Below are 22110 nucleotides of genomic sequence, written 5' to 3'. Positions count from 1 at the left end.
AAAACGACTGAGTAGGTTTCGGTTAGCCAGCACCGTTTACCTGTGTGCCGGCGGTGAAATCCGCGCGGGAACCGGGGGCGCTGCGGCGGCGTGTCGGTACCCCATACTTGTGAATATGAGTGTTCTGCGTATTGCCGGGCTCCAAACGCCCGGAACGCCCGGTGACGTCGAGGCGAACTTGGCCGAACTGGATTCGGCCGCGGGCGAGGCGGCGGCTGCCGGCGCCCGGCTGTTGATCACCCCCGAGATGTTCGTGACGGGGTACGACATTGGCGACGGGGTGCGGGAAACGGACGGGTTGACGCAGAGGGTCGCCGAGATCGCCCGGCAACGCGCTGTCGGGGTGCTGGCCGGGCTACCGGCCCGGCGACCGGGCGGCATTGCCAATTCCGCGGTATTTGTGAAGCCGGACGGCACCGTGGCTGCCGAGTACGACAAGACCCACTTGTTTGCGAGTTTGGACAAAACCAGGTTCGCGGCGGGAGACCGACTGACGACGATCGTCGACTTCGACGGGGTCGGGATCGGCGTGCTGATTTGCTATGACGTGGAATTTCCCGAAGCGGCGCGTGCGCTTGCCATGGCCGGCGCCCAGCTCATTGCCGTGCCGACCGCCAATATGGTGCCCTTCGACTTCATCTGCACGTCCGTGATCCCGGTGCGGGCCTGGGAAAACCAGACGTACGTGGCGTACATCAACCATTCCGGCTCCGAGCGCGACACCGTATACGCCGGGCAAAGCAGTATTGTCGGCCCGGACGGCGTCCCACTGGCCGCGGCGGCGTCGGACGGCCGCACACTGTTGGTCGCCGATATCGACACCGACATCGTGCAGCGGGCCAGAGCCGACAACCCGTACCTGACCGACCGGCGTCCGGACCTCTACGGACCGGCCACGGATCGCCACCGACCGGTGCAGTGACGTTGCGCCGATTCCGGTACGGCCGGCATCCGGCCCAGTTCGCGGAGTTGGCGCTGCCGGCCGCGTCCGACGCCGACCCGCCGGGGCGTCGGATCGCCGTCGTCGTGCACGGCGGCTACTGGCGCAGCGCATTCGACGCCTCGCTCGGGATGCCGCTGGCGCGCGATCTGGCGTCGTCCGGCTGGGCCGCATGGAATGTGGAATACCGCCGTCTCGGCGCCGGCGGAGGATGGCCGGCGACGTTCATCGACGTCCTGGCTGCCATGGACATGATCGGCACGTGGTCGACGAATGTCGGATCCATCGGCGCGCGGCCGGCCCGCATCGTGCTGATCGGACACTCCGCCGGCGGCCAGCTTGCCGCGTGGGCGGCCCGGTTCCGGCGGGTGCCGATTGCCGGAGTCGTCAGCCAAGCCGGCCTCCTCGACCTGCACGCAGCCGAAGAATTGGCTCTGTCGCACGGCGCCGTCCGCGAGCTGATGGGCGGCCCGTCGTCCGAACTGCCCGCCGAATTCGCGGCGGCCGACCCGAGCCGCGCCATTCCGCTCGACGTTCCGGTCCGCTGCATCCACGCCCGTGCGGACGCCGACGTGCCATTCGCGCAATCAAGCGAATTCGTGCGGCGCAGCACGAGGGCCGGCGGCGACGCCCGCTTGGCCGAGGCGTCGGGCGACCATTACACGCTGATCGATCCGGCACACGCCGATTGGAGGCTGTGCGTCGATGCTGCCGTGGAACTGGCCGGGTCTGCTCCCGCTCGAGAATGATCGGGGGTTGCCGGGGAGTGCGCGGGAGTGGGCGGAGTTAAAGCAGCTTCCGGCGAGCGGCCTGAATGCCGGCCTGGAACCGTGATCCTGCGCCGAGCGACTCCATCAGCGCGCGCACGCGGCGCTGCGCCGTCCGGGGGCTGACGTTCAAATGCCTGGCGATCATGCCGTCGGTCGCCCCGGATGCCAAATACAGCAGAACGTCGCGATCGATCGATGGATCCGCCGAATCGGCCCGGCCCGAACGCGGCAGGGGAGTCGCCGCCGTCCAGAGCAATTCGAACATTGAAATGATCAGCTCGAGCAGCCGGGACTGCCGTACGACCATATGCGGCTGTTCGCCGCCCGAAGCCGACTCCGAGGGATAGTACGGGAGCATGGCGCAGTCATCGTCGAAGATGCGCACGGTCATTGGCACGTCCGGTACGATCCGAGCCTCCTCGCCGGCTTCGATCACGGTGCGGAGTTGCCGGGCCACCTCGGAATCGTCGAAGCAGCCGGCGCCGTACACCGTGCGGGCGCTGATGCCGCGGTCCAGCATGGCAAGCTGCTCGTTGACGTCGTCGCGTACGTCCGGGCCCGTCATCGGAGGCCTGCTCAAATCGCGTACTTGCCGCACCGTCTGTTCGCGAAGACCGGCATGGACCTCGTGCAGCACCGCGAAATCGTCGTAGATCTCCACGGCCTGTCCGTTGCCGCCCGCCGCGGCGCCGTACTGCCCCATCAGCTGGTCGGCCATTCGTGCGAGCCCGTTCAAATGGCTGGCAAATCCTTCGAGCGGGTTGCCGCCGTCACCGGCATCAGCGTTCACCGACACGAAACACCCCCGAGTATCGCCGTTGGCCCCGTTGTGCGGCCATCACGAGTGTAATGCGCCGAATGCCGAGGCGGCCCTGCCGGCTCCGGTCAGCGCCATCGCCATGTTACTCGTCGGTAACGGCTCGCGGGCGGATACCGAAAAGCCGGTGGCCGGTGATCGACAACGCGATCACCGGCCACCGGCGCTGAGAGTCTTTACCGGCACTCAGGAGTGCAGCGCACCGACTCCGTTCGGCGTGCCCATGCCGGTCGGCCCGTCATAGCCCGAACCCGCATTGCACAGCAGGTTTCCGCACGTGCCGTTGCTGCCGTTCGTGATGTCGAACAGCTGCGACGAGTTGGCGTATGGATACGTCACCGGATAGGTTCCGGCCGCCGGCGCCCCGGCAAGGGCGAACATGCCTGCCATCAGCGGTGAGGCGAGACTCGTGCCGCCGACTTGGCCCCAGCCGTCCTGGCCCAGCGTGTTGTAGACGGCCAAGCCCGAGCTCGGATCGGCGTCCGCCGCGACGTCGGCGCTGGCGCGGTTGGTGCAATTCGTCGTCAACCCTTCCTGGAACGCCGGCTTGGGCTCATAATTCGAGCATCCGCTGCCGCCGCTGACCCACGCCGTCTCGGCCCAGCCGCGCGACGAGGAATTCTTCGTCAGCTTCGTCCCGCCGACGCCGGTCACCGTCGGGTTCGTGGCCGGCCAGCTTTGCGTGTTGCCGGTATCGCCGGACGCCGCGATGATGCCGACGCCCTTGTGGTTGTAGTAGTGGTCGTAGTCCTGGAGGCTCGACGTACCCTCGTTGTCGACGCCGTAGGAGTTGGACACATAGTCCGCACCCTTGGCCACCGCAGTGTCCACGGCCTTGCCGAGGCTGTCGAAGCTGGCATCGTCGCCTTGCACCAGCATGATGTCGCACTTGGGGCACACGGCGGACACGGCGTCCAGATCAAGGGCGGTCTCCACCGACCAGCCCGGATCGTCGGCCGGGTAGTCAGTCCCGCCGTTCTGGTCGTATTTGCTGAAGCAGCCGTTCGCCGTCGTGCAGCTCGAAATGCCGTAGTGCGACCGGTACGCGTTCAAGTCCGATTGCGCGCTGGAGTAGCCGCCGGCGTCCACGATTGCCACCGTCACGCCTTCGCCGCCGTCCGGCAAGTTGTAGGCGTCCCGCAGCTGGTTCGGGGTGATGGCCGTCGATGGCGGGGCGGAAGCGCTTGGCTGGATATGCCCTTGCGGTGTGTACAGCATGGCCATGCAGTGCGCGACCGGCGTACGGCCGACGCTCTTGATCACATGGTTACAGGCCGCGGGCGTCGTCTCCGCGTCAGCGGACTTTTGCAGTTGGAGCGTGTGCTGATCGTTGCTGTGGTCGGCGGGCGCCGCTGCGTGGACGGCGTGCGTCATGAGTGGTGCGGCTTCGGCCGCAACCGGGCCCGCAACACACATCCCCAGCACCATGGCTGGGGCGACCACGGCCTTCGTGAGCGTCCGCAGACGCCTATCGGTCAACTTCATGGGAACCTTTCGCTCGAGGTCGTGCGAGGTACTTCCGTGCCGCTGCCGCCGGTGACGGCCGCGTCATGGCAGACCTTATCGGCGCCGACGCCGGCACGGATACCCGTGTGACGCAAACTCGACACGTGGCGTAAATGCGCCATCAGGGGCCGGCCGGGCTGCTTCACCATGTTGTGGCGGCCCGGAGACACTTACACTTGCCAACGTGAGTCGATGGCAGACGTTTGGCGCCGCGCGGGGGAGAGCGGTTGCGGCCGCGTGCGTCGTGACGGCGCTCGTGGTGCTCTCGGCATGCGGCGGTTCGGGCGAGTCCGGTTCTCCTGGTGCGTCGTCTTCTTTTCCGCCTGCTGCCACGTCGTCGGCGCCCTCGCCGGCCGGGCCGTCGTCGTCGGCGCCCTCGCCGGCCGGTGCATTGCCGCGTGATCGCTCGAGCGCGCGGGTGAAAGTTTCGTTACCGTGGCGATTGACCAAGGTCGACACGGCACGCAATCGGATCTATCTGGCCACCGAGGTCAAGGCCTGCAATCTGCCCATCCGGGTGCGCGCCGTCCGGACCACGGCAACAATCACCGTCACGGTCATCGGCAGTCCACGGCCAAAGAACAAGATGTGCCCGGACTATGTGCGCCCGAAGAAGGGGTACGTCCAGCTGCGCCGGCCGATCGGAAACCGGAAGATCGTGCACGCTCCGACACATGAATCTCCCGGCCCCGTGACTCGCTAGCCCGCCGCACTTCCACCCCACCGCACTTCCACCCCACTTCCGCGAAACGCGCCGCGCGGTATAGAACGCGCCGTCATGACGGCGCGTTCCTGACGCGCTGCCGCGTTTTGCGGGGGAATGGCGCTCACACGTCGTCGGCGCTGTGTTTGATTGGCCGCCTCCCCGGGCTCGCAAGCTCACACGTCGTCGGCGCTGTGTTTGATTGGCCGCCTCCCCGGGCTCGCAAGCTCACACGTCGTCGGCGTCCTTGATGATGTAGGCGTACCCCTGCTCGGCCAAGAACCGTTGCCGGTGCGCCGCGAAATCCTGGTCCAGCGTGTCGCGGGCGACGACCGAGTAGAACTTGGCGCTGCGACCGTCGTGTTTCGGCCGCAACAGCCGACCCAGACGCTGAGCCTCTTCCTGGCGCGACCCGAACGCGCCGGACACCTGAATCGCCACCGATGCCTCGGGCAGATCGATGGAGAAATTCGCCACCTTCGACACCACGAGCGTCGAGATCTCACCGGTGCGGAACTTCTCGAACAGCTCCTGACGTTCGGCCACCCGGGTCTTGCCCGTGATGATTGGCGCGTCCAAGCGCTCGGACAGTTCGTCCAGCTGGTCGAGGTATTGGCCGATCACGAGAATCTGTTCGCCTGGATTCTGCTGCACAAGCTTTTGCACGACGTCCAGCTTCACCGGCGACGTCGCACACAATCGATACTTGTCGTCCGGCTCGGCGCCGGCATACGTGATTCTTTCGGCAGTGCCCAGCTCGACGCGCACTTCGATGCACTCGGCCGGCGCGATATACCCCTGTGCTTCGATGTCCTTCCACGGCGCGTCGTACCGTTTCGGCCCGATCAAACTGAACACTTCACCTTCGCGGCCGTCTTCGCGCAGCAACGTGGCGGTCAACCCGAGCCGCCTACGGGCCTGCAGATCGGCGGTCATCCGGAAGATCGGCGCCGGCAGCAGGTGCACCTCGTCATACACGATGAGGCCCCAATCGCGTGCATCGAACAACTCCAAGTTCGTGTAGACGCCTTTACGACGGGCCGTCAGCACCTGATACGTCGCAATCGTGACGGGTCGGATGTCCTTGGTCGTGCCGGAGTACTCGCCGATTTCCTCGTCCGTCAACGACGTGCGGTGGAGAAGTTCGGCGCGCCACTGCCGGGCCGCGACGGTGTTCGTCACGAGGATCAACGTGGTGGTACCTGCCGCAGCCATCGCGCCGGCGCCGACAAGGGTCTTACCGGCGCCGCACGGCAGCACGACGACCCCCGAGCCGCCGTGGAAGAACCCGTCGACTGCTTCTTGTTGATACGCCCGCATGCTCCAATCGGCGGTGTTGAGCTCGATCGAGTGCGCTTCGCCGTCGACATAGCCGGCAGTGTCCTCCGCCGGCCACCCCAACTTCAGCAGCTGCTGTTTCAAACTGCCGCGTTCGGAAGGGTGCACGACCACTGTGTCCTCGTCGATGCGCTCGCCCAGCATGCCGGCGACTTTCTTCGAATGCAGCACTTCTTCGAGCACCGGCAGGTCTTTCGACACCAGGACCAGCCCGTGCGCCGGATCGGACCGGAGCGTCAGCCGTCCGTACCTGTCCATCGTGTCGGCGATATCGACAAGGAGATTGTTCGGCACCGGATAGCGTGAATACTTCAGCAGGACGTCGACGACCTGCTCGGCATCGTGCCCTGCCGCTCGCGCGTTCCAGAGGCCGAGCGGCGTGAGCCGATAGGAATGCATATGCTCGGGCGCCCGCTCGAGCTCGGCAAACGGGGCGATCGCCTTGCGGGCCTCGGTCGCCTGCTCGTGACCGACTTCGAGCAGCAGTGTTTTATCGCTTTGTACTATGAGTGGGCCGTCAGGCACTCGTCACTCTCCTTCATCCGTGGACGGCGTGACCGGTGAGACCCCGGTCAGCCGGTGGGCGACGATCGTCAAATCATTGCCCTGGGCGACGTCGTGGACGTGTAGCCGCCCGCCGACGAGCGTCAGCGGTTGCGCCAATATGTGCCGAATGTGCCCGGACTGATCACTCACGCCGAGCCACACGCGCCGTTTGTCGTTGATCGCCTCTCTCAGTAACGCAAAGGACACCGCCGGTTCTTCCGCAGTGCTGGCCGAACTTGTCGACGACCGTGATTTTTCGGCCTCGTGCAGTTCGGCAGCCAACTCCGATGCGTCGCCGGCCGGCATTTCCATAGTCGGCGCGCGAACCGGGCGGGGTGGAGCCTGTTCGGCGCGCGGGTGGGCTATCGATTGCACCAGGACCTGCCCGTCGGCCGCCTCCGCGACGACTGCGACCCCCGCCTGGGCCAAGGCGTCGGCGAGCATAGTGGGGTCGGACGGCGAGACGACTACCGTGTCGGCGATACGCCGTAGGCCGTCGAGCACGGCCGGCGCCGACGGATGCTCGGCCGCGGCCATCAGCTCGTCCAGCAGGTGCGCCGACTCGCTACGCACATAGCTGCGGGCCGCACCGAGCCGGAGCCGACCGAAGCGCCGGGCCACATCGTGCACGAGGTATTCCAGCGGTTGCGGAAGCCTGCCTTCGGAATGTTCGTCCAGGAACGACAGGATCCGGCCGGCGTCCCACCCGCGGCGCATCGCTGATTTCACCGATTCGTCGCTGAACCGGTACACCGTTCCTTGGCCGCGCCCCTCGACAGTTGCCAGTTTCGCCAGGGTGTCCGCCAGATCGGGCGCCAGCGGGCCGGGGGCGACGGCCGTCAGATCGGCTTGCAGGATGACGTGGTCGAGCCGGGCCGGAAGCGCTCTCGACATTTGCTCGGCCGCAGTATCGTCGTGCCCCGTCACGATTGCCCGCCCCGCCGTGCACAGTGCAGCCACCCCGCTTCCGGGTCGTACCGATCCAAGTAGACCGAGCCACAACGCGTCGCTCATGACCGAGGCGGCAAGCTCGGCGAATTCAGCGCCGGCACGGGGCAGGCGCCATTCCAGCAGGCTCCGGACACCGGCCGAGTCGATGCCCGACGATCTCGCAAGCAAGCCGAAGACCTCGCGTTTGGCCATCTGCAGCGCCGTCCGGTCAAGCCCGGGGCCGAGCGCGACCGGCGTCGACCCACTTGCGTCCCGCCGTCCGATGAAGAGTGCGGCACGGGACGCCGCGAACCATGCGGTCGCCAGCCGTTGCCACTGGACGCCGGGTTCGGCAGCGCGCCAGTCGTCGGCTGCCGGCGTCGGCAACCACACCGGGCGCTCCTCGTCCGTCGTGCCGAGTAGACCGGCGGCGTAGGCGAGCTCGAGCAGACGTGCCGCATCGGACATGCTCAGGTCAACGGCATGCGCGAGCTTTCGTTGGTCGCGAACGCCGAGCCCTCCGGCGCGCAGCCGGGAGAATTCACGGGCCTCGAACTCCGCAAGCATCTCGTCGACGAGGCGCAGGACGTCGTGAGCGGCACCGGCCGCCAGGGAGTCGACGAGCGATTGATCCAGGGGCCGAGCGCCGTCTTCCGGGTCGCCGGGACGGGGCGGCGAGGAGTCGAGTCGCCGGAACACGGCGCCGCCCCGGTAGGCGATGCCGGCCTCTCGGCTGAGCGTCAGACGCTGCGGCGGCGTGGCGATCAAAATACCCCGCGCGACTAGTTGTTCCAGCACACCGCGGGCCTTGCCGGCCGGGACGACCCGCAGGTCCTGCTCATGCGTGCCGGTCGGATTGCCGTCGTCGAGTTTCCCGATGACCTCGCCGGCGGTGCCGGGCAAGCCGGCGAGAATCTCGGTGAGGACATCGGGATCGGACAGGGCCCGTGCGGCGGACGGCGCGTCGTCCGCACCGAGCGCATTGCACACCTTCTCGAGATCGGCGCCGGACAACGCGGCAGTGAACGACGGCCCGAGCCCGGCCGGATGCGGACCGAGAACGTCGGCGGCGGGGCCGATGATGCGCAGGTCGCCGGACGGCCCCCACAGCAGGCCCGCCGCATTCAAATCGCGCAGCAGCGCGGTGATTTCCTTGATCGTCGGGGCTGTGCCGTGCCCGGAACCGAAACGGTCGCGTACCGACGCGGCCGATACCGTTGCGGCGTCGAACGGAGGACCGGCAAGCACCACCGCCGCGGTCAGTACTTGAAGATGCGGCATATCCAAGTTGTCGATGGCTCGCGCCACGCTGGTCCGAGTGGAGGCGCGGGCCGCTAATCCGGTCAGATCGCGCGGCCGCGGCACCGCCAGATCCGCCCGCCGCCTGAGCATCTCGCCGATGAAGGAAGGGCTTTGGCGCACGAGCCATTCGACGAAGCTGTGCTGTCCGGTAGGCATCCTCACCACTTTACGTCTCCGCCGATCCCGACGGCGAAGCGAAGACCGACGTCGACTTTGCGTCAATGGATATACTGGTGTGCAGAACGCAGCCATCGGATGGCTGCGATTTTCGTAGGCCGTGTAAAAAATTGCCGTAGAGCTCGCCGAAGGAGGTGCCGACGTCATGCCCGAACCGCACCGCGCCTCGCGGTCGCTGCAATCGATCATGATCGTGGTCGCCGCCGTGTCCTTCGTGGCGCTGGTACTCGATATCGCGCCCTCCCTGGCCGGAGGGCAGCCGTTCGTGCCGTGGCTGGCCTGGATACCGATGATCGGCTTGCCGATCGCGTTCGTGGCGTTCGCCGGGTTGATCCTGGCAGCGATCAAACGCCGTAAAACGCTCTGACTCCACTTCGACAGTTCTTTTCTTCAATCATTCTCTAAGGGGTAATAGTGCCTACAGGCAAGGTCAAATGGTTCGACACGGCCAAAGGGTTCGGCTTCATCACCGGAGACGATGGTGAGCAGGTGTTCCTGCACGCCTCGGCCCTTCCGGCAGGGGTGGACGAGGTCAAGCCCGGCACCCGTGTCGACTTCGGGGTAGTGGACGGTCGCAAGGGCAGGCAAGCGTTGTCGGCCCGGATCCTCGACGCGCCGCCGTCCGCCGTCAAGGCCGCCCGCAAGCCCGCCGATGACATGGCGACTATCGTTGAAGACGTCATCAAACTGCTGGACGACGCCGGCCAGCAGCTGCGGCGCGGCAAGTACCCCGACCGGGCACACGGGGCGAAAGTGGCATCGTTGTTGCGGGCAGTCGCCGACGATCTGGAGGGCTGAAATGGGTCGTTCCGGGTTCCGAGACTTTTGGGCCAGGCTGTGGGGACGACCTGCCGAACAGACGGACGACAAGGTCGAACGGGTGACGAGCGACGCCGCCGAGACAGCCGATCGGTCGGCAGACGGTGGCGACGAACGGCCGGACGACGACTATGACACCAGCGCCGACGGCAGTGCGGATACCGACGATCAGGAGGGTTCCGCGCGTCCGATTGGGCAGGGGACCGGTGAAAGAGAGACAATAGATACCGTGAGCCCGTCAACGAGTCCAGCGACGTCGACAGCCCCCCGTAAACGAAAGCCCGCATCGGACGCCATCCTGATTGCCGCCGTGGATATTGCACGGCAGGCGATTTTGGAGGTCGCCGCCGATGGCGAGGTCGGCGACCACATCGGCGCCAGCATGGAAGGCGACCGGTTGGTCACCCATTCCTTCGTGTGCACCGCGAAGGGGTACCGCGGGTGGTACTGGATCGCCGTACTGACGCGCGTGCCCCGCTCGAAGAAGGTCACCGTGTGCGAAACGGCACTGCTCCCGGGCGACGACGCGCTCACCGCTCCCGAGTGGCTGCCGTGGGACGAACGTCTCAAGCCCGGCGACGTCGGCCCGCGCGACGTCCTGCCGTATCTGGACGACGACCCCAATCTTGAGCCCGGATACGAAGAGACGAACGATGACGACTCCGATCGACTTGCGCTGTACGAGCTCGGGCTGGGTCGTGAACGCGTGCTGTCGCCCGAAGGCCGGCAAAGCGCGGCCGAACGGTGGGAGGCCGGCGAAAACGGCCCGAACAGCGAAACTGCGCGTAATTCCGACATGAAGTGCTCCAGCTGCGGGTATCTCATGCTGTTGGCCGGCAGCCTGCGCCGCCAATTCGGAGTGTGCGCCAATGCGTGGTCGCCGCAGGACGGTCAGGTCGTGTCGCTCGATCACGGATGCGGCGCGCATTCGGAGACCCGCGCGACGGACTCCCGCCCCGAGGTAGCGCCGCCGGTCGTCGATGAAATGGCGTTCGACCTCGCCTCGTCGCCGCAATGACCCGCCGGTAACCCCATGCCCGAGCCGGCGCCGTCCGACCCGTTCGACACGGCGGGAGTGCGCCGTGCGACAGTCGCCGCGTGGCGGGCAACCATCTTGCGGTTCCGCGAGGACGCCGCAGCGGAAGACGAATTGGTCCGCGGCGGATACCGCGGCCGCGCCGCATACGAGCTTGCCCAGAACGCCGCCGACGCCGCTGCTCAAGCAGGCGTTGCCGGAAGTGTGCTCTTCGATCTCATCCGCGAGGCCGACGCCGCCGTACTGTACGCGGCCAATACCGGTGCACCGCTTGACGCGGAAGGGGTCTCGGGGGTGGCGTCGTTGCGAGCTTCCGGCAAACGCGACACCGCCGCCATCGGCCGGTTCGGACTGGGCTTCACCGCAGTTCTCGAACTGACTGCCGCGCCGTCGTTGTTCACCAAAACCGGGGGAGTCCGGTTCACGCCGGACGAGACCCGCGCGCTGATCGACGCCGACCCCGCGCTCGAAGCAGTGCGTCGCGAGCTCGACGACCGCCCCGGACGCCCCGGGACGCTGCCGATCCTGCGCTTGCCGTTCCCGGCCGAACCGACCGGTCATGCGAGCGAACTGTTGGATCGCGGTTTCGACACGGTTATCCGGCTGCCGTTGCGCTCCGAAGCCGTCGGCGGCGCCCGCGAGCAGCTGGCGCAACTCGGTGACCCGGCGTTGTTGGCGCTGGACGCTCTTGGCGACCTCACGGTCAAGGTGGACGGCAACGAGCGTCGCTGCGCCGATGCGGCGTCCCGATGGCAGGTCGTGCGCGCCGCCGGCACATTCACGGACGACGACCGGGCCGCCCTTCCGCCCGGCGCCGACCCGCACTGGTGGCTGGCTTGGGCATTGCCGGCCGAAGCCTCGATGCTCACCGAACCGGTCATCCACGCACCCACGCCCAGTACCGAGGCGATCGGACTGCCCGCACTCCTGCTCGGATCATTCCCCGTCGAGCCCGACCGGCGGCGACTTGCCGACACGGCGGCCACGGCCTCGTTGTGCGCGGAAGCCGGAACCTTGTATGCCCGGCTCGTCGCGGACTATGCCGGCGACCACGACCTGACCGCCGTCACCCGGCTGTTGCCCGGCGGCCTCCCGGCCTCACCCGCCGATTCGCGGGTGCGGGAGGCGGCCAGCGAATCGTTGACTCGCCGCCGCTGGCTTCGCCGGTCCGACGGCACGGCGGCAGCCCCGCCCGACGTGCGGATCCTTGAAGGGCCCGGCGCGGCGCTGGCCGCGGATTTGTCCGCGCGGATGCCCGAACTGCTGATTTGTCCGCCGGATCCCGAGCTGCGCGCGGAATTGCGCGAACTCGGCGTGCGCGGCGTCGGCCTCGACGAGGTGATCGAGGCCTATCCGTGCAACACTCCGCAGGACGCAGCGGAGCTGCTCACCATTCTCTCGGGCGAAATCGGCGACTCCGCCGTCGCCGAGGCGGCCGCGCTGGTGCCCGTGCCGCTGCTGACCGCTGCCGAACCGGACGGCGGGGACGGTCGGCCGGTTCAATGGCGTCGCGGCGCTCGCGGGTTGCTGATGCCCGGCGGCTTCCACGCCGGCGACCTCGCCGCCCTCGGCCTTCCGACCGTGCACCCCGACGCGATGGTCGATGGAGCGGCCGGCGTCCTCGAACGTCTTGGCGCTGCGCCGCCGGAGCCCGGACGAGTGCTGGAACTGCTTGGCGAATCGTTCGGCCTCGGCCTCGTGGACGGCGACGAGGGCGCATGGCGGCAGGCCGCGCGCGTCCGGCGCGAGATTCTGGCGGTCGTGACTGCTGCGGTGGAAACCTCCGCCGATCCGGCCGACGCCGCGACTTTTGTACGCCATCCGTGGCTGGCCGAGGTCCCGCTACTCGATTCGGACGGCGAGCCGACGCCGGCTGCCGACCTTTATCTGCCCGGCAGCGCGGCCGAATCGCTCAACGACGCCGGCGAGGAGTATCCGCTCGACGAAAAGATCGCGCGGGACTACCCGGCGAGTGTCCTTGCGGCGATCGGCGTGCGGACCGGCCCGGTCGTCGTTCGGGCCGCCGATTTGGCTTCCGACTCGGTCGGTGACGGCGAGGCGGGACTGGACGCCGTCGATGACCCCACCGCCTGGTGGCTGGAAGATCTGGAGCGCCGATTCGACGGGCCCGTGTACGTGCCGGACGTGACGACGATCCTCGGTCTCGATCTCATTGCCGACTGGCCATCGGCGTTGGCACTCATGGACGGCGATGCCGGGCTGCGCGCCGCACTGACCGGGCGCGTGCCGGTCATGGTCGACGGCGACCGGCACGACGTTCGCGGACCGGCCGCGGCGTGGATCGCCGGCCATGTCGACGTGGACGGTCTTCCCCTGGGACAACACTCCGACGTGGCCGGCCCGGCAGGCATGTCACCCGGCCGGGCAGCACCCGACTGGATGGCCGACCTGAGCTCCGAAGTCCGGCACGCGCTATTGGCAACGGCCCCGGGCGACCTTGACGCCGATGGCTGGCAGGCCGTCCTGGACCGACTGGACGGCGCCGGAATCGCCGAATGCGTGCCCGTGTGGACGGCTCTTGCCGAAGCCGGCATCGAACTCGACCCGGCGCCGTCCGAGCTTGCTGCGATCGACCCGGAATCGGGGCGCGCCGTCCGGTCGTCCTCGGCGAACGTGTTCGTGGCCGAAGCGCCGTACTGGCTGGCGCGCAGCGACCTCGGCAGAGCCGTCAGGGCATCGTGGGCTCGGCCGGAACTTGCCGACGACTTGGCGAGTGCGCTCGATGCGGGACTTGGCAGCGAACTTGCCGATCAAGTGCTGCCGGCCGGACACCGGGCCGAATACCCCCGCGCCGTGAGCAAACTATGCGAGGCGCTCGGACTGACGTCGCTGCCGGCCTACCGAGAGCACGACGATTTGCGCGTGGATGGCCGGCCGGTCGATTGGTGGATCGACCACGACACGATCCACGCCGCCACGATCTTCGGACTTTCGCGGGCGCTCGCCTGGGCGACCGGCCGCTGGGAAGTGCGCGATGCGCTGTTCGCCGTTGCCACCGGCGATCAGACGGTGCCGGACGTGCTCGGCGAAATGGGGTAGCCGCCCGCAGCCGGAGATAGGGCAGAATGGGTAAGTCCGCGCGGGTACGGCCGCCGGGAACAGCACTACCTTCTCAAAGGAAACCGGATGCCCATCACAGCCGAAAAACAACCCTCGGCCATCAACCGCTTCTTCAAGATCTCCGAACGCGGATCGACGATCGGCCGGGAGGTGCGTGGCGGCCTGGCGACTTTCTTTGCCATGGCGTACATCATTGTGCTGAACCCGCTGATCATCGGCACTGCGACCGACGGCACCGGAAAATTCCTGGGCGGCGGCTCCTCGCCCGATATTGCCGCAGTCGCCGCGGCGACGGCGTTCATCGGCGGTCTCATGTGCATCCTGATGGGCGTGATGGCGAACTTCCCGATGGCGATTTCGGCGGGGTTGGGACTCTCCGCGCTCATCACGTTCGGCATTGCGGCATTGCCGGGCATGACCTGGGCCGATGCCATGGGACTCGTCGTGATCGAAGGCGTCATCCTGCTCATTCTCGTGCTCACCGGATTCCGGGAGGCAATTTTCCGGGCGGTGCCGGCACAATTGAAGGTCGCCATCACGGTCGGGATCGGCTTGTTCATTGCACTGATCGGTCTGGTCAATGCCGGATTCGTGCGCAGCGGCTCCGGTACGCCGGTGGAGCTGGGCGTCGGCGGATGGCTGGTGGGCTGGCCGACGCTGGTGTTCGTCATCGGACTTGTCACCCTCTTCGTGCTGCACACGCTGAAGGTCAAGGGCGCGATCCTGTACGCCATCATCGGCTCGACGATCCTTGCCGTCATCCTCCAGGCCACGCTGCATATCGGGTCGAGTACCAACGCCGCCGGCAAGGTCGTCAACGACGCGGGCTGGCAGCTCAGCGTGCCCGAATTGCCGAAATCATGGGCGCAGCTTCCCGACCTGTCGCTGCTGGGCCAATTCAACCTGCTCGGGTCGTGGACGGACGTCGGCGTCGTCACGAGCATTCTCGCGGTCTTCACGATGCTGATCACGAACTTCTTCGACGCCCTCGGCACCATGACTGCCATTGGCGCCGAGGGCGACATGCTCGACAAAGACAAGAACGTGATCGGCTCCCGTCGCATCCTGGTGGCGGACTCGATCGGTGCGATCGCCGGCGGCCTCGGGTCGGTATCGAACAACAGCGGTTTCGTTGAGTCGACCGTCGGCGTCGGCGAGGGTGCGCGGACCGGTCTGGCCAATGTCGTGACGGGCATTGGCATGCTCTTGGCGGTCTTCCTGGCGCCGATCGCCGCAATGGTGCCGTATGAGGCGGCGGCCCCCGCTCTCGTCCTCGTCGGCTTTTTGATGATGCAGCAGGTCAAATCTATCGACTGGACCGACGTCGAAATCGCGATTCCGGCATTTGTGACAATCATGCTGATGCCGTTCGCCTATTCGATAACCGTCGGCATCGGTGCCGGCTTCATCATGCACGTGGTGCTCAAAGTCGCCCGCCGGAAGCCGCGCGACGTGCATCCGCTGATGTGGCTCACTGCAGCACTCTTCATCTTCTACTTCGTGTCCGGGCCGATCAAGGACGCGTTCGCACACTGACTTCGAGGGGGCCGCAGCGGCAGCGACGCACGGACGCGCTCACTCCTCCGTGCGGCGGAGAACGTCCGCGGCGGCCTCGCGCGCTTGACGCAGCTGATCGAAATAGCTGTTGCTGACCCAGTCGTACTTCCGCGGCCGCCGCGGCCGAGCCGGTATTGCCGGCCGGGGTGGCGCCGGTATGGTCGACATGCGTGCGTTGCTCGGTGCGAACTTCATCGAAAAGGCCATCCCCTCCCATTGCCGCAATCCTCTCAGGGAGCACCGACACCCGGCTCTCGCGCGCGATGACCACCGGCCGGACGGCGCCGTTACTTCGGTCTCACAAGTCTGTAGTTAGCATGGCTAATGAGTTATGCTAATTACCGATGAATGATCCTTCTCCTCGAAAACTCAGCGCCATCCAGCTGGCGAACGAACTACGCATCGCCTCGAACCGGCTGGTCCGGCGTTTGCGTACGGAAAAGGCGGACCACGAAGTCACTGACGGCCAGTACGCAGTCCTGGCATTCATCGATCGCCGCGGTCCGCAAACTCTCACGTCGCTCAGCGAATACGAAGGCGTCAAGCCGCCGTCCATGAACCGCACCGTGAACTGTCTTGTCGACGCCGGGTACGCCGTGCGCGACCCGGATCCGGACGACGGCCGCCAAGTGCGCATCACGCTCACCGCGCCGGGCGCGGACATCGTCAGGGACACCCGGCGCCGGCGCGATGCCTGGCTGGCTACTCAAGTGCGCCGCCTGGACGCCGATCAGCGCAGGACCCTGGCCGAGGCCGCCGCGATCTTGAAAGAGGTGGCCGCGAAGTGAACAGCATGTTCCGTTCGCTTGCCTTCTTCAACTACCGGCTCTGGTTCTCGGGCGCCATTGTGTCCAATATCGGCACGTGGATGCAACGCACCGCGCAGGATTGGATAGTCCTCACGGTGCTCACGGACAACGACGCCGCCGCCGTCGGCGTCACGATGGCGCTTCAGCTCGGGCCCCCGCTGCTCATGGTGCCGTGGACCGGATTCATTGCCGACCGATTCAACCTCCGCAAGCTGTTGATGACCACCCAGGGATCGATGGGGGTGCTCGGCCTCGGGCTCGGTGCTCTCATACTCTCCGGTCACGCACAGCTTTGGCACGTCTACATCTTCGCCCTGCTGCTCGGCTTTGTCTCCGCAGTGGACAGCCCGGCCCGGCAAACGTTCGTCTCCGAACTCGTCGAACGCGAGAACCTCACAAACGCCGTCGCCCTGAACTCGGCTTCGTTCAACGCCGCCCGCATGATGGGGCCGGCCGTCGCCGGCGGCCTGATGGCCGTCATCGGCGCCGGGTGGGTGTTCATCATCAACGCGGTCAGCTTCCTGGCGGTGCTGACCTCGCTTCGATTCCTGCGAATGTCCGAGCTGCATCAAATGAAGCGCGCGCAGCGCGGTCACGGCGAGGTGCTCGAGGGATTCCGTTACGTGGCCAAGCGGCCGGACATCCTCATCATCCTGGTAGTCATTTTTCTGGTCGGCACGTTCGGACTCAACTTCCCGATCTTCACCTCCACAATGGCCAGCACCGAATTCCACAAGGGCGCGGGTGCCTACGGGCTGCTGTCGTCCGTGATGGCGATCGGCTCCGTCATCGGCGCGCTCTGGGCGGCCAGGCGCGAGCGGCCGCGGCTCCGGCTCGTCTTCGGCGCGGCCGCGGGGTTCGGGGTGGCATGCGCGATAGCGGCGTTCATGCCGAATTACTGGACTTTTGCGGCGTCCCTGGTCTTGATCGGCATGAGCGCGATCACCTTGACCACGAGCGCCAACGCCACGGTGCAAATGACCACCGAGCCCGCCATGCGCGGGCGTGTCATGGCGCTCTATATGGCGATATTCATGGGCGGGACGCCGATCGGCGCGCCAATCGTCGGCTGGGTGGCCAATGCCTTCGGCCCGCGCTGGGCGCTTGGCGTGGGTGCTGCCGCCGGCATCGTTGCCGCGGTCGTGGGCGTCGTCTTCGTGTTCAAACACCAACACATCCACATCCGCTACCGCACCGGCGTCCGGCCGCGGCTGGCATTGCAGCGGACCCCCGACCCGGACTCGCAGGAACGGCAGGCCGCGACCGATCAACTGGCCATTCAGGAGACGACCTCGCGGCGAACGTGACGCGGTGGTTCCGACTAGATGGCGTCGAGCACGAAATCCAGGCAATGCGTGAGTGCTTCGACGTCGGCGGGGTCCACGCTGACGAAAGTGGCGATCCGCAGCTGATTGCGGCCGAGCTTGCGATACGGTTCAACGTCCACGACGCCATTGGCACGGAGAACCGAGGCAATGGCCGCCGCATCGACCGACGCATCGAAATCGATTGTGACGACGACGTTCGACCGGTAATTCTTATCGGCCACGAACGGCTCTGCCACGTCGGATCGCTTTGCCCACTTGTAAAGAATCTTCGCCGATTCTTTGGTGCGGGCCGCCGCCCAGTCGAGACCCCCGTTGCCGTTGATCCAGTCGAGTTGCTCGGCAAGCATCAGCAAGGTGGAAACGGACGGCGTGTTGTACGTCTGATTCTTTGCCGAATTCGCGATTGCCGTAGTGAGGCTGAGCGACTCGGGGATCCAGCGGCCCGACCCTGCGATCTCGTCGGCCCGGGCAAGCGCCTTGTCGCTCATGGCGGCGATCCACAGGCCGCCGTCCGACCCCATATTCTTTTGCGGCGCAAAGTAATAGACGTCGGTTTCGGTCACGTCGACTGCCAATCCGCCGGCTGCCGACGTCGCGTCGACGACCACCAGATCGTCGGCTCCGCCGACCCTGCTTACCGGAACCGCGACGCCCGTCGACGTCTCATTGTGCGGCCACGCGTATACGTCGACGCCGGCCTCGGCCGTCGGCTGCGCGCCGTCGCCGGGCTCTGCCGAAATCATGGACGACGGGTCGAGGAACGGCGCCGTGTCGGTCACGGAAGCGAATTTCGAGCCGAACTCGCCAAACGCCAGGTGCTGCGCCTTGTTCCGCACGAGACCGAACGCTGCGGCGTCCCAAAACGCCGTCGACCCGCCGTTCCCGAGCACGACGTGATACCCGGAAGGCAGATTGAAAAGCTCGGTCACGCCGGTGCGAACGCGCCCGACCAGGTTCTTCACGGGCGACTGTCGATGCGAGGTGCCGAGCAGGCTCGTACCGGCCGCGGCGAGTGCGTCGACCTGCGCCGGGCGGATCTTCGACGGCCCGGCGCCGAACCGGCCGTCGGCCGGGAGCAAATCGTCGGGAATGGTGAGCGTGAATGAGTCAGTCGTCACGCTCGACACTCTACCGTGGAGTACATGATGGAGAATCCGTTGCCTCACAGTTCGTCTCGACTGCCTGAAGCCGCCGGGGAACGAATCGACTACGTCAGCGAGGGGCTCAGCGAAGACGAGCTGGCCGAAACACCCGCCGATCAGTTCGTCGCCTGGTTCCACGATGCCGAGCGGACGCTACCCGAGCCCAATGCCGTCGTGCTTGCCACGGCCGGCGACGACGGACCGGCCGCGCGCGCGGTTCTGCTGAAGGACTTCGGTGGCGATGGCTTCGTCGTCTACACGAATTACTCGTCGCGCAAGGCCAGGTCAATCGGCGAGAATCCCCAGGTGGCGCTGCTCTTTCCCTGGCATCCCATCTTCCGACAGGTGCGCGTGCGCGGCATTGCCGAAAAGGTGGACGACGCGACGTCCGACGCGTATTTCGCAAGCAGATCGCGCGGCTCGCAGCTCAGCGCCTGGGCGTCGGCGCAGTCCGAACCCGTCGGGTCACGGCAAGTGATGGACGAGCGCCTGGCCGAGGTCGAATCCAGATTCGCAGGCGGCGACGTGCCGCGCCCGCCATTTTGGGGCGGGTATTTGATTCGGCCGTTCGAAGTCGAATTCTGGGCCGGACGCCATGATCGCTTTCACGACCGGTTGGTGTATCTCGCCGTGGACGGCCGTCCGGCGGACCTGGCTGCCGCGCCGGACTGGCGGGTCGAGCGCCGCTATCCGTAAGTACGGGGTCGTCCGGGCAGAGAAACGGCCCGTGGGGTTGATGTCGTCGAGCTGGACTGGGCTCGACCCCCACGGGCCGCGGTGGCTGCCGTAGATTGTCCGGCAGCAAGCTGCCTAACCGGCAACCACCTCACGAGTCCTCAAAGAATGCATTATTTGTGGACCACCTCCTTTCTCGTGTCCTTACAGCGTAGCCCCGGCAGATTGGACCACGCCATTGATTTTCGCTGCCGGCTGACGCCCGCTGCGCGCCATTCGGGCATGAAGCGGGGCCCGCAACGGTTATGGATGTCGGGTAGACCTACTAGTCTTTAATGTGCCGATCTTTACCCAAGGAGACTTGCCCACCGTGAATGACCTGATCGATACGACCGAGATGTACCTCAAAACGGTACTCGAGCTCGAAGAAGAAGGCGTCGTCCCGCTTCGGGCACGGATCGCCGAGCGTCTCGGGCACAGCGGGCCGACAGTTTCGCAGACCGTTGCGCGGATGGAACGCGACGGCTTGCTGATCGTGTCGGGGGATCGCCATCTCGAGTTCACCGACGCCGGCCGCGAGCATGCCATCGAAGTCATGAGAAAGCATCGACTTGCCGAGCGCCTGCTCAACGACGTGATAGGTCTCGATTGGGAGCTCGTCCATGAAGAAGCCTGCCGCTGGGAACACGTGATGAGCGAGCAGGTCGAGCTGCGGCTGGTGCGCATCCTGACAAACCTCGCGACGGGCCCGTACGGCAACCCGATCCCGGGTCTGGCGCGCCTGGGTCTGGACGCCGCGCCGACACCGAACGTGCAAAGTCTCGTCGAGACGCTGGACGACGGCGGACAGACGGACGTGACGGTTGGCTGGATCGGCGAGCCGATCCAGGTCGACCCGGAATTGCTGGGGCAGTTGAAGGACTGCCTGGTCGTCCCCGGGAGTGAGCTGCGGGCCGAACGTTCGGGGTCATTCGTCACCGTCAGTTCGCTCTCGGATCAGTCAAACGAGGCCTTGGAGCTCCCGCTCGAAGTCGCTGCGCACATTTTTATCGCTCGATAAATAACGACGAATATGCGCTCTGACCTGGGATGATGTCTGAGACGGGTTGATCGGTTGCATCAATCCGTGACCTCCGCGTGACATTCGGATACATATTCGTTAGCATTGACACCGCTCCGAATTATTCAAGGATCCGGAGCCCCAAGCCGGATAGCCGAGCGCTGCCGCCGGAGATTGGGAAGACGACATTCAGGCAGCGGCGGGGAACCCAAGATCTTGACCGTTCACAAAACGGTCTAGGGGTGAAGTGCGGGGTGAAAACCCCTGTGCCGGACAAACTCCAGTCCGAACCCGACAGCTCACTTCGCAGGCTGTGGAGAGGTAAATTCTGTGTCGAAAGCCGTCACGACGAGCCGTCATCGCGCGGACATTCCAGCTAAAACGCCGTTATCGCACCTTTCGGACGCGGTCAGTGCCAACGCCGGCACGATCGGCCGCCGCGGTGCAGTGATCGCCGCCACCGGTGGCCTGATCGTCACGATGGGTCTGCCGGCGTCGGCTACCGAAGCGCATGACAATGCACCGGTCAAGGATCATCACGCAACGAATTCCGCTGCAAAGCAGGTTGTGGCCGAAAACGCCGCATTGAACGTCCCGAAGGCCAAGGCCGCGAAGTCCGACTCGACGGTGGCGAGCGCGACGACCTTGAAGTTCTCGGCCGAAGCAGCGCCCGAGCCCGCTCCGGAGCCCGAGCCCGAAACCACCACCACCACTACAACGACCACGACGGCCGATGACGACACGACGCCGTCCACCACTCACCACTCGGACTCGGATTCGTCGTCGACTGCTTCGACCGCGAGCACGGCGTCGTCCAGTGCCTCGTCGTCCAGCGCGCCGAGCTCCGCCAAGGGCGGCTCGATCGTGTCGATCGCGGCTCGCTACGTCGGTGTGCCGTACGTGTACGGTGGTACGACGCCGAGCGGCTGGGACTGCTCGGGATATGTCAGCTACGTGTACCAGCAGGCCGGCATCAGCATTCCGCGCTCGTCCAGCGCGATCCGCTCGGCCGGCACCGTCGTGTCGGCTTCCGAAGCTCGCCCCGGCGACATCATCTGGCACCCGGGCCACGTGGGCATCTACGCCGGCAACGGCATGATGTACGACGCCGGCAGCCCGAGCTCCGACACGTCGCACCGTTCGTACTCGTGGATGGGCAGCGTCACCTTCCTGCGCTTCTGAGCAGTTCGGCTCAGCCAGCGATAGCACCGGAATCCGGGCGGGTCCGACGACCGGCCGACACAGCGGATGACGGATCGGGGCCCCGGCACATAGCGTGCCGGGGCCCTTGCGCGTGCCGAAAAGTTTCCGTCGCCCCGGTATTTGGCTGAAATCGACGGCGGAAAAGCATACGCTGGTTACGGACATTGCCGACAAAGGGACACCCATGCGCGTGATTTCAGCCAACCAGACCAGGTGCGGCCTGATATCCCGGCGTGCGCGGGAACACCGGATACACGGAATGCACGGCCGCCCATCGGGCCGGCCGCTGACCAAAGCGTCGCCGATGGCGGCGCTTTTTTTCGTGTGTTCGGGCCCGGCCGGTCTTGCCTGCTCGACTCCAAGGCTGCCGA

At 66.3% G+C, this 22110-nt stretch carries 19 protein-coding genes and 1 riboswitch; of the genes, 14 read left to right on the top strand and 5 right to left on the bottom strand.

Going from position 1 to position 22110, the window contains the following annotated elements; translation table 11 throughout:
- The first annotated feature begins 115 nt into the window (after window positions 1-115).
- Window positions 116-922 carry a carbon-nitrogen hydrolase family protein gene (locus tag BJY26_RS01180; protein ID WP_179424956.1) on the top strand — a complete coding sequence of 269 codons (807 nt, stop codon included), beginning with the start codon at window positions 116-118 and terminating at the stop codon, window positions 920-922.
- A complete protein-coding gene (locus BJY26_RS01175; protein ID WP_179424954.1) occupies window positions 919-1689 on the top strand; it encodes an alpha/beta hydrolase family protein in 771 nt (256 codons plus the stop codon). Before BJY26_RS01180 ends, BJY26_RS01175 begins: the two co-directional genes overlap by 4 nt.
- 37 nt (window positions 1690-1726) lie before the next feature.
- Here BJY26_RS01175 and BJY26_RS19475 read toward each other — a convergent pair whose 3' ends face one another.
- Together BJY26_RS19475 and BJY26_RS01165 are read right to left on the bottom strand one after the other, a co-directional pair.
- Window positions 1727-2506: a helix-turn-helix transcriptional regulator gene (locus tag BJY26_RS19475; protein WP_179424952.1), complete on the bottom strand. Its 780-nt coding sequence runs from the start codon at window positions 2504-2506 to the stop codon at window positions 1727-1729.
- Window positions 2507-2713: 207 nt separating this feature from the next.
- Window positions 2714-4012 (bottom strand): S53 family peptidase, encoded by a 1299-nt coding sequence (locus tag BJY26_RS01165; protein ID WP_179424950.1) that lies wholly within the window; start codon window positions 4010-4012, stop codon window positions 2714-2716.
- Between the two features lie 213 nt (window positions 4013-4225).
- Between BJY26_RS01165 and BJY26_RS01160 the strand changes: the two genes are divergently transcribed.
- Both BJY26_RS01160 and BJY26_RS01155 read left to right on the top strand, forming a co-directional pair.
- Window positions 4226-4435, top strand: a complete 210-nt coding sequence (locus tag BJY26_RS01160; RefSeq protein ID WP_179424948.1) for a hypothetical protein — start codon at window positions 4226-4228, stop codon at window positions 4433-4435.
- A 16-nt stretch (window positions 4436-4451) separates the two neighbouring features.
- Window positions 4452-4736 carry a hypothetical protein gene (locus BJY26_RS01155; RefSeq protein ID WP_179424946.1) on the top strand — a complete coding sequence of 95 codons (285 nt, stop codon included), beginning with the start codon at window positions 4452-4454 and terminating at the stop codon, window positions 4734-4736.
- A gap of 228 nt (window positions 4737-4964) precedes the next feature.
- Here the strand turns inward: BJY26_RS01155 and BJY26_RS01150 are convergent, their stop codons facing one another.
- Window positions 4965-6599 (bottom strand): DNA repair helicase XPB, encoded by a 1635-nt coding sequence (locus BJY26_RS01150; protein WP_179424944.1) that lies wholly within the window; start codon window positions 6597-6599, stop codon window positions 4965-4967.
- 3 nt (window positions 6600-6602) lie between these two features.
- Complete coding sequence (locus tag BJY26_RS01145) at window positions 6603-9008, bottom strand: helicase-associated domain-containing protein (RefSeq protein WP_179424942.1); 2406 nt, start codon at window positions 9006-9008, stop codon at window positions 6603-6605.
- Window positions 9009-9174: 166 nt separating this feature from the next.
- Between BJY26_RS01145 and BJY26_RS01140 the strand changes: the two genes are divergently transcribed.
- The 7 genes from BJY26_RS01140 (at window position 9175) to BJY26_RS01110 (ending at window position 17638) form a co-directional block, all read left to right on the top strand.
- Window positions 9175-9396, top strand: a complete 222-nt coding sequence (locus tag BJY26_RS01140) for a hypothetical protein (protein ID WP_179424940.1) — start codon at window positions 9175-9177, stop codon at window positions 9394-9396.
- Window positions 9397-9443: 47 nt separating this feature from the next.
- Complete coding sequence (locus BJY26_RS01135; RefSeq protein ID WP_179424939.1) at window positions 9444-9827, top strand: cold-shock protein; 384 nt, start codon at window positions 9444-9446, stop codon at window positions 9825-9827.
- 1 nt (window position 9828) lies between these two features.
- Complete coding sequence (locus tag BJY26_RS01130; protein ID WP_179424938.1) at window positions 9829-10866, top strand: DUF3027 domain-containing protein; 1038 nt, start codon at window positions 9829-9831, stop codon at window positions 10864-10866.
- A gap of 15 nt (window positions 10867-10881) precedes the next feature.
- Window positions 10882-13944: a sacsin N-terminal ATP-binding-like domain-containing protein gene (locus BJY26_RS01125; protein ID WP_179424937.1), complete on the top strand. Its 3063-nt coding sequence runs from the start codon at window positions 10882-10884 to the stop codon at window positions 13942-13944.
- An 87-nt stretch (window positions 13945-14031) separates the two neighbouring features.
- Entirely contained in the window at window positions 14032-15501 is a 1470-nt protein-coding gene (locus tag BJY26_RS01120; protein ID WP_179424936.1) for an NCS2 family permease, read from the top strand.
- A gap of 365 nt (window positions 15502-15866) precedes the next feature.
- Window positions 15867-16310 (top strand): MarR family winged helix-turn-helix transcriptional regulator, encoded by a 444-nt coding sequence (locus BJY26_RS01115; protein ID WP_179424935.1) that lies wholly within the window; start codon window positions 15867-15869, stop codon window positions 16308-16310.
- 5 nt (window positions 16311-16315) lie between these two features.
- Window positions 16316-17638, top strand: coding sequence for an MFS transporter (locus BJY26_RS01110; RefSeq protein WP_218852204.1), 1323 nt, complete (start codon window positions 16316-16318; stop codon window positions 17636-17638).
- Window positions 17639-17652: 14 nt separating this feature from the next.
- Here BJY26_RS01110 and serC read toward each other — a convergent pair whose 3' ends face one another.
- Window positions 17653-18777, bottom strand: coding sequence for a phosphoserine transaminase (serC, locus tag BJY26_RS01105; protein WP_179424931.1), 1125 nt, complete (start codon window positions 18775-18777; stop codon window positions 17653-17655).
- Between the two features lie 39 nt (window positions 18778-18816).
- On the opposite strand from serC, the gene pdxH reads away from it, so the two are divergent.
- The 3 genes from pdxH to BJY26_RS01090 all read left to right on the top strand — a co-directional run bounded on the left by pdxH (window position 18817) and on the right by BJY26_RS01090 (window position 21718).
- Complete coding sequence (pdxH, locus tag BJY26_RS01100) at window positions 18817-19497, top strand: pyridoxamine 5'-phosphate oxidase (protein WP_237248855.1); 681 nt, start codon at window positions 18817-18819, stop codon at window positions 19495-19497.
- A gap of 349 nt (window positions 19498-19846) precedes the next feature.
- Window positions 19847-20536 (top strand): iron-dependent transcriptional repressor DtxR, encoded by a 690-nt coding sequence (locus tag BJY26_RS01095; RefSeq protein ID WP_179424929.1) that lies wholly within the window; start codon window positions 19847-19849, stop codon window positions 20534-20536.
- A gap of 170 nt (window positions 20537-20706) precedes the next feature.
- A riboswitch (cyclic di-AMP (ydaO/yuaA leader) is annotated at window positions 20707-20864 on the top strand.
- Between the two features lie 2 nt (window positions 20865-20866).
- Window positions 20867-21718 carry a C40 family peptidase gene (locus tag BJY26_RS01090; protein ID WP_237248856.1) on the top strand — a complete coding sequence of 284 codons (852 nt, stop codon included), beginning with the start codon at window positions 20867-20869 and terminating at the stop codon, window positions 21716-21718.
- Window positions 21719-22110 lie beyond the last annotated feature (392 nt).

It is taken from the genome of Spelaeicoccus albus (assembly GCF_013409065.1).
Lineage (GTDB): Bacteria > Actinomycetota > Actinomycetes > Actinomycetales > Brevibacteriaceae > Spelaeicoccus > Spelaeicoccus albus.
The sequence above is the reverse complement of the archived record's forward strand: the minus strand, read 5'-3'. Positions and strand labels throughout refer to the sequence as shown.

Bases quoted from the DNA above. Each gene is read 5' to 3' on its own strand.
- BJY26_RS01125 (WP_179424937.1), top strand. From the start codon at position 10,882: ATGCCCGAGCCGGCGCCGTCCGACCCGTTCGACACGGCGGGAGTGCGC.
- BJY26_RS01115 (WP_179424935.1), top strand. From the start codon at position 15,867: ATGAATGATCCTTCTCCTCGAAAACTCAGCGCCATCCAGCTGGCGAAC.
- BJY26_RS01165 (WP_179424950.1), bottom strand. From the start codon at position 4,012: ATGAAGTTGACCGATAGGCGTCTGCGGACGCTCACGAAGGCCGTGGTC.
- BJY26_RS01130 (WP_179424938.1), top strand. From the start codon at position 9,829: ATGGGTCGTTCCGGGTTCCGAGACTTTTGGGCCAGGCTGTGGGGACGA.
- BJY26_RS01160 (WP_179424948.1), top strand. From the start codon at position 4,226: ATGGCAGACGTTTGGCGCCGCGCGGGGGAGAGCGGTTGCGGCCGCGTG.
- BJY26_RS01180 (WP_179424956.1), top strand. From the start codon at position 116: ATGAGTGTTCTGCGTATTGCCGGGCTCCAAACGCCCGGAACGCCCGGT.
- BJY26_RS01140 (WP_179424940.1), top strand. From the start codon at position 9,175: ATGCCCGAACCGCACCGCGCCTCGCGGTCGCTGCAATCGATCATGATC.
- BJY26_RS01120 (WP_179424936.1), top strand. From the start codon at position 14,032: ATGCCCATCACAGCCGAAAAACAACCCTCGGCCATCAACCGCTTCTTC.
- BJY26_RS01145 (WP_179424942.1), bottom strand. From the start codon at position 9,008: ATGCCTACCGGACAGCACAGCTTCGTCGAATGGCTCGTGCGCCAAAGC.
- BJY26_RS01110 (WP_218852204.1), top strand. From the start codon at position 16,316: ATGTTCCGTTCGCTTGCCTTCTTCAACTACCGGCTCTGGTTCTCGGGC.